The 8560-nt window shown below is 62.1% G+C and carries 11 protein-coding genes; 3 read left to right on the top strand and 8 right to left on the bottom strand.

Features of this window, described 5'->3' with window-relative positions; translation table 11 throughout:
• Positions 1 to 513, top strand: a 513-nt coding sequence (locus AC1DUU_RS15400) for an MFS transporter (RefSeq protein ID WP_476784280.1), incomplete at its 5' end; no start/stop codon positions are given.
• A gap of 40 nt (positions 514 to 553) precedes the next feature.
• Here AC1DUU_RS15400 and AC1DUU_RS15395 read toward each other — a convergent pair.
• The 3 genes from AC1DUU_RS15395 to aroC all read right to left on the bottom strand — a co-directional run bounded on the left by AC1DUU_RS15395 (position 554) and on the right by aroC (position 3909).
• Positions 554 to 1537 carry a hypothetical protein gene (locus AC1DUU_RS15395; protein WP_476784279.1) on the bottom strand — a complete coding sequence of 328 codons (984 nt, stop codon included), beginning with the start codon at positions 1535 to 1537 and terminating at the stop codon, positions 554 to 556.
• A gap of 79 nt (positions 1538 to 1616) precedes the next feature.
• Complete coding sequence (gene ribB, locus AC1DUU_RS15390) at positions 1617 to 2714, bottom strand: 3,4-dihydroxy-2-butanone-4-phosphate synthase (protein WP_476784278.1); 1098 nt, start codon at positions 2712 to 2714, stop codon at positions 1617 to 1619.
• A gap of 94 nt (positions 2715 to 2808) precedes the next feature.
• A complete protein-coding gene (gene aroC / locus AC1DUU_RS15385; RefSeq protein ID WP_476784277.1) occupies positions 2809 to 3909 on the bottom strand; it encodes a chorismate synthase in 1101 nt (366 codons plus the stop codon).
• 285 nt (positions 3910 to 4194) lie between these two features.
• On the opposite strand from aroC, the gene AC1DUU_RS15380 reads away from it, so the two are divergent.
• Entirely contained in the window at positions 4195 to 4443 is a 249-nt protein-coding gene (locus AC1DUU_RS15380; RefSeq protein WP_476784276.1) for a DUF1344 domain-containing protein, read from the top strand.
• An 18-nt stretch (positions 4444 to 4461) separates the two neighbouring features.
• Here the strand turns inward: AC1DUU_RS15380 and AC1DUU_RS15375 are convergent, their stop codons facing one another.
• The 4 genes from AC1DUU_RS15375 to AC1DUU_RS15360 form a co-directional block, all read right to left on the bottom strand.
• Positions 4462 to 5049, bottom strand: coding sequence for a histidine phosphatase family protein (locus AC1DUU_RS15375; RefSeq protein WP_476784275.1), 588 nt, complete (start codon positions 5047 to 5049; stop codon positions 4462 to 4464).
• An 18-nt stretch (positions 5050 to 5067) separates the two neighbouring features.
• A complete protein-coding gene (gene fabI, locus AC1DUU_RS15370) occupies positions 5068 to 5886 on the bottom strand; it encodes an enoyl-ACP reductase FabI (RefSeq protein WP_476784274.1) in 819 nt (272 codons plus the stop codon).
• A 115-nt stretch (positions 5887 to 6001) separates the two neighbouring features.
• Positions 6002 to 6943, bottom strand: coding sequence for a DnaJ C-terminal domain-containing protein (locus AC1DUU_RS15365; protein ID WP_476784273.1), 942 nt, complete (start codon positions 6941 to 6943; stop codon positions 6002 to 6004).
• An 89-nt stretch (positions 6944 to 7032) separates the two neighbouring features.
• On the bottom strand, positions 7033 to 7497 hold the full coding sequence (locus tag AC1DUU_RS15360; RefSeq protein ID WP_476784272.1) for an RT0821/Lpp0805 family surface protein: 465 nt from the start codon (positions 7495 to 7497) through the stop codon (positions 7033 to 7035).
• A gap of 42 nt (positions 7498 to 7539) precedes the next feature.
• Between AC1DUU_RS15360 and pdxH the strand changes: the two genes are divergently transcribed.
• Entirely contained in the window at positions 7540 to 8157 is a 618-nt protein-coding gene (pdxH, locus tag AC1DUU_RS15355; protein ID WP_476784271.1) for a pyridoxamine 5'-phosphate oxidase, read from the top strand.
• A gap of 38 nt (positions 8158 to 8195) precedes the next feature.
• On the opposite strand, the gene AC1DUU_RS15350 is transcribed toward pdxH, so the two are convergent.
• A partial coding sequence (locus AC1DUU_RS15350; RefSeq protein WP_476784270.1) for an NUDIX hydrolase occupies positions 8196 to 8560 on the bottom strand: 365 nt, incomplete at its 5' end.

The following is an 8560-nucleotide window of genomic DNA, read 5'->3' as shown; positions in this document are numbered from 1 at the left end:
GCCGTGGCCTTCGCCGAGGCCCAGGGCAACAAGGCCTCGGCAGGCTTTGCGCTTTCCGCCTATGCTGCCGGCTCGCTCGTCGCCGGCCTCGTATTCGGCGCCATGAAGCTCAAGATGCCGCTCGCCCGGCAGCTGCTGATCGCCATCGCGCTCGCCGCCCTGACGACGCTACCGCTGCTGGCAGTTAACAACGTGGCGGTGCTTTCGGTCGTGCTGTTCCTGGCGGGCGTTGCCGTCTCGCCGACCATCATCCTGTCGATGGCACTGATCGAGAAGGTCGTCCCCTCTTCCAAGCTCACCGAGGGCATGACCTGGGCTGTCACCGGCATCAGCATCGGCATGGCCGTAGGCTCGTCGGCCTCAGGCTGGATCATCGATCAAATGGGCGCAAGCAGCGGCTTCATGGTTTCGCTTGTCGCGGGCTTCATCGCGCTGGTGATCACCTTCCTCGGTCAGCGGCCGCTCGTGCGGTCGCTGCGAATTGCCCCCCCTGCAGTGCAGGCGGCGGAATAGGGGATCTGTCCGTCGGCCCCGCGACCGTTTGCTGAGAGGCTCAGACGTGTCGCGGAGCACCGTCCCAGCGTGACGCCTCGCCCGAGCCGAAGGCCTTTTCCTTCAGTTCGCCAAATTTCGACGACGCCTCTTCCAGCCTGCGGTCCCATTCTGGATTGGGCACCTGGCCTTCGATGATCTTGAAATAGACCTGCATCAGCGAGGCGACCGCAAAAGGTTCGATCAGCGCCGATTTGAACGCCCAGGCAAACACGATCGCCAAAACGAAAGCCCAGCCCCCGAGTTCACCCGGCATGAAGTAGAGGATGGCGCCGGCTGGTGCGAGCATCAACAGGAAGATCGCCAGCGACACGCCCCACACGACCAGCGACAGCCAGATGGCATTTTTGACCATGGTCTTGCCGTTTTGGGCATACAGCACAACGCCCTGCCGCGCGCTCTGCCAAGGCGAAGTGCTGCCGATGCGGATATTGTAGCCCAGGATGATCTCGTCGACATAGGTCAGCGACATGCGGATAACGGTGTTGACGAACCTGGCAAGTCCGTTGAGCCCCGGGATTGGCAGGAAGGCGGCAACGCCGCCGACCAGGCCGGTGATCGCGCGGATCACCCCCTTCACCAGCTGATCGAGAACAAACAGGACGCTCGCCTCGCTGAAGCGGGCAGTGACGACCTCGCGGCCATAAGAAATCTGGTCCTGGCCGCCGGGGATTTCGCGCCCGTCGATCAGATGGACCATGACGGCGATGTGGCCGGCCTTGACGATGTAGAGGATATATTCGCGGATCCAGTAGACCGCGATCGAGACCACGCCGAAGCCGGCGATGCCACCCCACAGCGCGAACGATATCGCGCTGTCAAGGTCGGCGGTGGCGTGACCCAAACCGTAGCCGAAGCCGGCGCCCGTCCCMGTCGCCACGATATAGGCAAGCGTGATGCCGAAATAGACGACCATGCGTAGCACGATGAACGGCCAGGTGCGCACCATGATCGCCAGGCTCTGGCCTATGCTGAAATCCCACATCCCCGACTCTCCCCCCAGAGAGAGCAAGAGAATGCGCCGTGGCTAGCGGAAGTCAATCACCTCACAGAGGCGTCGGAGATCAGCGGATTTCAGTCTTGGCGATGCGGATACCAAAACCTTCGAGGCCGACATAGTGGCGCTCGCGCGAGGCGATCAGGTTGATCGAGGAAATGCCGAGGTCCTTGAGGATCTGCGCACCGAGACCGATCTGGCGCCATTCGTCCTCGCGGTGACGCGCCTCTTCGTGGTCTTCGCGTTCCGCTGTCGGGCGGTTGCGGCCGAGATTGGAAACACCGACCGAACCTTCACGCAGGTAGACGATGACGCCTCGGTTGCACTCACCGAAGGTCTTCATGATGTCGCCCAAGCGATTGCTGGTGCCGAACACATCGGTAACCACATCTTCGGTGTGCAGGCGCACCGGCACGTCCTCGCCGTCGCGAATGTCGCCGAAGACGATGGCGAGGTGATGCATGACGTCCCAGGGCAGCGTGTAGGTGATGGCTTTCGCCTTGCCCGCCGGGGTTTCGATGTCGAAGCTGTCGACACGCTGGATCAGCGTCTCCTGGCGCTGGCGATAGGCGATGAGATCGGCGACCGAAACCTGCTTGAGACCGTTTGTCTCGGCAAAGGCAGCGACCTGCGGGCCACGCATGACCGTGCCGTCGTCGTTCACCAGCTCGGAAATGACACCGACCGGCGGCAGACCGGCGAGCTTGCACAGGTCGACGGCGGCCTCGGTATGGCCCGAGCGCATCAAGACACCGCCTTCGCGCGCGATCAGCGGGAAGATATGGCCGGGACGAACGAAATCCGAACCGCCGACATTGCCATTGGCAAGGTTGCRCACGGTCAGCGTGCGGTCCTCGGCGGAGATGCCGGTCGACGTGCCGTGCTTGAAGTCGACGGAAACGGTGAAGGCCGTAGTGTGCGCCGAATCGTTGTCGGCAACCATCGGCGCAAGGTTGAGGCGCCTTGCGTCTTCCTTGAGCATCGGCGTGCAGACGATGCCGGAGGTGTGGCGCACGATGAAGGCCATTTTCTCGGCCGTACAGTGAACGGCGGCAACGATCAGGTCGCCTTCGTTCTCGCGCCCGTCGTCGTCCATCACGACTACGATCTCCCCGCGCTCGAAGGCTCTCAGCGCTTCGACGACTTTCTTCTGATCGTAGGCCATGGCGTTCTCTCTTTCACAGGGGAGTAAGGCAGTAGGGGAATAGGGCAGTATGTGAAACCAGGCGATTGCCCTATTGCCTTATTGCCCTACTCCCCTAACCCCTTCCCGTCTGTCCGCGATGGCGGAGATAGTGGTCGGCGATCGCGCAGGCAACCATTGCCTCGCCGATCGGCACGGCACGGATGCCAACGCACGGATCATGCCGGCCCTTGGTCATCACATCGACATCCTTGCCGTCCTTGTCGATAGACTTGCGCGGCGTCAGGATCGACGAGGTAGGCTTGACGGCGAAACGTGCGATCACGGCCTGTCCTGTCGAGATGCCGCCCAATATACCGCCGGCATGGTTGGACAGGAAGTGTGGCACCCCGTCATTGCCCATGCGCATCTCGTCGGCATTCTCTTCGCCGGTGATCCGCGCGGCCTCAAAACCGTTGCCGATCTCGACGCCCTTGACGGCGTTGATCGACATCAGGTTCGACGCGATGTCCTGGTCAAGCTTGCCGTAGATCGGCGCGCCCAAGCCGGCAGGCACACCCTCGGCGACGATCTCGATCACTGCACCGACAGACGAGCCCGACTTGCGGATGCCGTCGAGATAGTCGGCGAAGACCTGCACTGAACCAGCATCTGGCGTGAAGAACGGGTTTTCGGCACTGCCGATGAAATCCCAGTCCCAGTTGGCCCGGTCGATCGACTTGACGCCCATCGACACCAGCGCGCCGCGCACGACGAGGCCGGGCACGACCTTGCGCGCTATCGCACCTGCCGCCACGCGTGCGGCCGTCTCGCGCGCCGAGGAACGGCCGCCGCCGCGATGATCGCGCAGGCCGTATTTGACGTCGTAGGTGTAGTCGGCATGGCCGGGACGATATTGCCGGGCGATCTCGCCATAGTCCTTGGAACGCTGGTCGACATTTCCGATCAGCATCGAAATCGGCGTGCCGGTCGAGATCAACGTCTCGCCGTCATCGTCCGTGATGATGCCGGACAGCACCTTGACCTCGTCGGGTTCACGGCGCTGGGTGACGAAACGCGACTGGCCCGGCTTGCGCTTGTCGAGTTCGTCCTGGATGTCCTTCAGCGTGAAACGGATGCCGGGCGGGCAGCCGTCGACAACACAGCCAAGTGCCGGCCCATGGCTCTCGCCCCAGGTGGTAACGCGAAACAGGTGGCCGAAGGTGTTGTGCGACATGCAAAGGGCCCTTTCCGGCAGGTGCCGGGGTATGGCCGCGTTCTAGCGCATGACCCCGAAAAGTAAAATTCCTTTTCGACAAAGGACGATGCGCCGATTCAACGTGATGGAGCGCACCGGCACGTCCATTGAGCCGCGCAGCGCGTCTTTGGCCATTTTAGCGGTGGTCAAACTGTGATCGGAGCCGATTTAGTTTTGACACATTCGGTTGGTTTCTGCTTCCTTCCGACCGCCCCGTTTGTTTTGCCTCGCGCTTTGCGGGGCGCAGAGAAAAAGAGGACGACAATGCGTACCCTTATTGGCGCCGTTGCCGCCGTGCTCATGATGTCAGGCGCAGCACTGGCCGCCGAAGCCGAAGGTCAGGTCAAGTCGGTCGACAAGGAAAAATCGATCATCACGCTCGACAACGGCAAGACCTACAAGCTGCCGGGCGAGTTCGATGTCGACAACATCAAGCCGGGCATGGAAATCCTGCTGGCCTATGACGTGGTCGAGGGCGAAAACCTGATCACCGACATGGAACTGCCGCAGTAACAGCGAAATTCGCGGCCGCTAGAGCCATTCCAGGCGGCCGTTTTCCACTTTCAGCACGCGGTCTTGGGGGATCTCCAGGGCCGCGGCTTTGTTTTTGGGCAGGTCTTCGACAAGCCTGAAGATCGCGCGCAAGACACCGCCATGGGTCACGCAGACCGTCGGTCGCGCAACCTCCGCCAGCCAGGGACGAATACGGCGGGTGAGCATTTCATAGCTCTCCGCATCCTCGCCCGGCGGCACGAAATCCCACTTGTCCAGTTGCCGCGCAGCGCTCACGCCTGGTTTGCGGGCTTCGAGTTCGGCGAAGGTGAAGCCCTGCCAGTCGCCGAAATTCACTTCGATGAGCCGCGAGTCAGTGCGATAGGCCAAGGGATCGAGCCCCATCGCAATTCGCACGCGCTGCATCGTCTCGCGGGTACGCCGCATCGGGCTTGCCACGAAATCGAAAGCCTCGGGATTGGGAACAAGTTCGGCTAGCCTACGACCATTACGGTCGGCCTGCTCGCGCCCGAGAGCATTGATGTCGATGTCGGCCTGGCCCTGCAGACGCTGCTCAGCGTTCCAGGGCGTCTGGCCATGGCGCACGAAATAGATGAGCGGGGTCATGTCGAACCGGGTCGGAGGTCAGTCCTTCACGGCTGCGATATCGGGCGCATCGACAGCCTTCATGCCAACGACATGGTAGCCGGAATCGACGTGATGCACTTCGCCGGTGACGCCGCGCGACAGATGCGACAGAAAATAGAGCCCGGCGTCGCCAACCTCCTCGATCGAAACGGTACGGCGCAGCGGCGCGTTGTATTCGTTCCACTTCAAGATGTAGCGGAAGTCGTCGATGCCAGACGCAGCAAGCGTCTTGATCGGGCCGGCAGAGATGGCGTTGACGCGGATGTTCTTGGGGCCGAGGTCAAYGGCGAGATATTTGACGCTGGCCTCAAGCGCTGCCTTGGCGACGCCCATGACGTTGTAGTTCGGCATCACCTTTTCGGCGCCGTAATAGGTCATGGTCAAAAGCGAACCGCCATCGGTCATCAGCTTCTCGGCGCGCTGGGCGACTGCCGTGAAGGAATAGACCGAGATGTCCATGGTGCGCAGGAAGTTGCCGTGGCTGGTGTCGACGTAGCGGCCAGTCAGCTCATCCTTGTCGGAGAAGCCGATGGCGTGGACGACGAAGTCGAGCTTGCCCCACTTCTTTTCCAGCGTCTCGAAGCAGGCGTCGACGGTTGCCATGTCGGTGACGTCGCAATGGCCGCAGACAAAAGCGCCGATTTCGGCGGCCAGCGGCTCGACGCGCTTCTTCAGCGCATCGCCCTGATAGGTAAACGCCAATTCCGCGCCCTGGTCGGCGCAAGCCTTGGCAATGCCCCAGGCAATGGATCTGTTGTTGGCGACGCCAAGAATAAGGCCGCGCTTGCCGGCCATCAGGCCCTGTCCACCCGCCATGTGAGCGCACTCCAATGCATGATTTGTTTGGGAGAGCCTATCGCATAGGCAATCTGCACCTTCAAGCGTTCATACGCCGACATACTGCGGCCGGCGACATCGCGCCGGCCCGCTTTCAGCCGTTGGACTTGCGCATCAGCTCTTCAAGTGCCGCATCGCCGCCTTCAGGCAGCATCACGCGGACATGAGCATACATGTCGCCGTGGCCGCCCGCTTTTTCAGGCAGACCGCGCCCCTTGATGCGCAAGACCTTGTCCGAACTCGACCAGGCCGGCACCTTGACGGCAATGCGCCCGGTCGGCGTTTCCACGGCAAGCTTGGCGCCGAGCACAGCATCGTGAAGCTGAACCGGCAGGTCGGCATGCAGGTCCCGGCCCTCTACACGGTAGCGCGGATGGCGGCGGAACCTGATCTTGACCAGTGCGTCACCGGCACCACCAAAGCCCTGCTCGCCCTGGCCCTTGAGCCTGATCGTCTGGCCGTCCTCGACATATTCCGGCAGCTTGACCGCCAGCTTGCGGCCATCGGGGAACATGGCGGTGACCTTTGGCGCGGTCGCCGCTTCCTCGATGGTCACATCGAGCGTGACATTGACGTCGGCGCCCGGCTGGGCGCGTTGCCCGCCCCCCATGCCTGCGCCGGCACCGGCACCAGCACCGCGCTGGCTGAAGGAATCGCCGAAAATCTGGCTGAATATGTCACCGGCATCGAACGATTGGCCGCCCGGGCCACCGGAGCGGAATTCGAATCGCGAGCCGCCAGGTCCTGCCTGCTGTCGGCGGAACCCGCTATAGGGATCGCCACCCGCAGCGCCTTCAAAGCCATGGAAGCGCTGCTTGCCCTCGGCGTCGATCTCGCCGCTGTCGAAGGCTGCCTTCTTCTTCTCGTCGCCGAGTATCTCGTAGGCTTGGTTGGCCGCGGAAAAGCGTTCCTTCGCCTTCGGATCGTCAGGGTTCTGATCCGGGTGATGCTTCTTGGCGAGTTTGCGGTAAGCCGCTTTTATGTCCTTGGCCGAGGCGTTCTTGGCAACGCCCAGCACCTCATAGGGGTCGCGCATGTCTCATTCCATAAACAGAGAAAAGGGTTGGTTCCCCCCTATATGCGCTTGGCTAGGAAGAAATTCCAGAGGCGGAAGTACCTTGATCGTCAGACAGGTTCGAATGCCAGCATCTGCCAGGCACCTGCACCGGCAGCACAAACTTCGCCCTTGAACAGCCTGACGCCATCAAAGCTTTCGCGCGAAACAGCGAACTCCCGACACAACACGCCGCGCTCGGTGCTCTCCACGAGCGCGCTGATGGCGCCGCGCGAACCGGTATCGGCATTGGCCCAGGGAATTGCCTGCCCCTTCAGCTCGGCGACGTCGACGGACGAAACCGCATTGCGGATCGTTGTCTCATCGGCCAGCCGATTCGCATCGGTGGTACGGTTCACGTCGTCGGGGATCTTGCTGGTCACCAGGCTGCGATCCACCTCCGCCTTATCCAGGCTGAAGCCACCAGCACCACAGGCGCTGATCGTCGTCAGGCTAAGCAGCAGCACCACCTTGAAGGATCGGAACCCGAATTGTGGGAGGCAATGGCCCTCAAAGGCTTGCGCGAAGCGCGACAATAGGCATTCTCCCGGTCGGATATGGCAAGTCGAGTAAAAGCTATGACGGACACAGAGTTAACAAGCAGTGACTTCACGCAGAGCGCGGAGCCTTTCTGGCTTTTTGCCACGTGGCTCAAGGATGCGACGGCCAGTGAGCCGAACGATCCCACCGCGCTGGCGCTCGCCACCGTTGACACCGATGGGTTGCCTGACGTGCGCATGGTGCTGCTCAAGGGTTTCGACGAACACGGCTTTGTCTTCTACACCAATTTCGAAAGCGCCAAGGGCCGCGAGATCCTGGCGACAATGAAGGCGGCCATGTGCTTCCACTGGAAGTCGCTGCGCCGCCAGGTGCGGGTGCGCGGTCCTGTGGAAATCGTCACCGACGCCGAGGCCGACGAGTATTTCGCCACCCGCCCGCGCGGTAGCCGCATCGGCGCCTGGGCCTCGAAACAGTCACGCCCGCTTGAAAGCCGATTCGCGCTGGAAAAGGCGGTGGCTGAATACACCGCCCGCCACGCCATCGGCGAAATCCCGCGCCCGCCGCACTGGTCAGGCTTCCGCATCGTGCCGAGCCAGATCGAATTCTGGCACGACCGCCCGTTCCGGCTGCACGACCGTGTCGTCTTCAGCCGCAACGAAGAAGGCGGTTGGGACAAGGACCGGCTCTATCCGTAAGGACAAGAGGAGCCATCGCGGCGGCTCGTTGCCGCCGCCTACGATGCAGCGGGGTGCTTGGTCGCAAGTCCCGCAAGGCGGAAGTAGTCGCAATCCGCAAGGTTCGGCAGCGTCAGCAACTCTGCGGGCGCGAACCATTTGATCTCGGTGTGCTCGTCGCAGATGTTTTCAGGCATACCGTCGGTCCACGCGGTAACCGCGTAGATATGATGCACGGCATCACCGTAGAGATCGGGTCGGCGCTCGGGAACGCATTCCAGCCACAGGAACTCCGTCGGCGTCACGCCTATTTCCTCACGCACCTCACGCTTCATGGCTTCATCGAGCGTTTCGCCTGCTTCAACCCGGCCACCGATCGAATCCCAGTGGTCGGGCCATGCCTTCTTCCAGGGTGCACGTAGCC

The sequence above is a fragment of the Aminobacter sp. P4_H6_2 genome (assembly GCF_056400805.1).
Note: the sequence above shows the minus strand (reverse complement) of the source record. Positions and strands in the feature narration are given on the sequence as shown.

Coding starts and splice junctions, on each gene's coding strand:
- aroC (WP_476784277.1), bottom strand. CDS start 3,909: ATGTCGCACAACACCTTCGGCCACCTGTTTCGCGTTACCACCTGGGGC.
- AC1DUU_RS15380 (WP_476784276.1), top strand. CDS start 4,195: ATGCGTACCCTTATTGGCGCCGTTGCCGCCGTGCTCATGATGTCAGGC.
- AC1DUU_RS15375 (WP_476784275.1), bottom strand. CDS start 5,049: ATGACCCCGCTCATCTATTTCGTGCGCCATGGCCAGACGCCCTGGAAC.
- AC1DUU_RS15365 (WP_476784273.1), bottom strand. CDS start 6,943: ATGCGCGACCCCTATGAGGTGCTGGGCGTTGCCAAGAACGCCTCGGCC.
- pdxH (WP_476784271.1), top strand. CDS start 7,540: ATGACGGACACAGAGTTAACAAGCAGTGACTTCACGCAGAGCGCGGAG.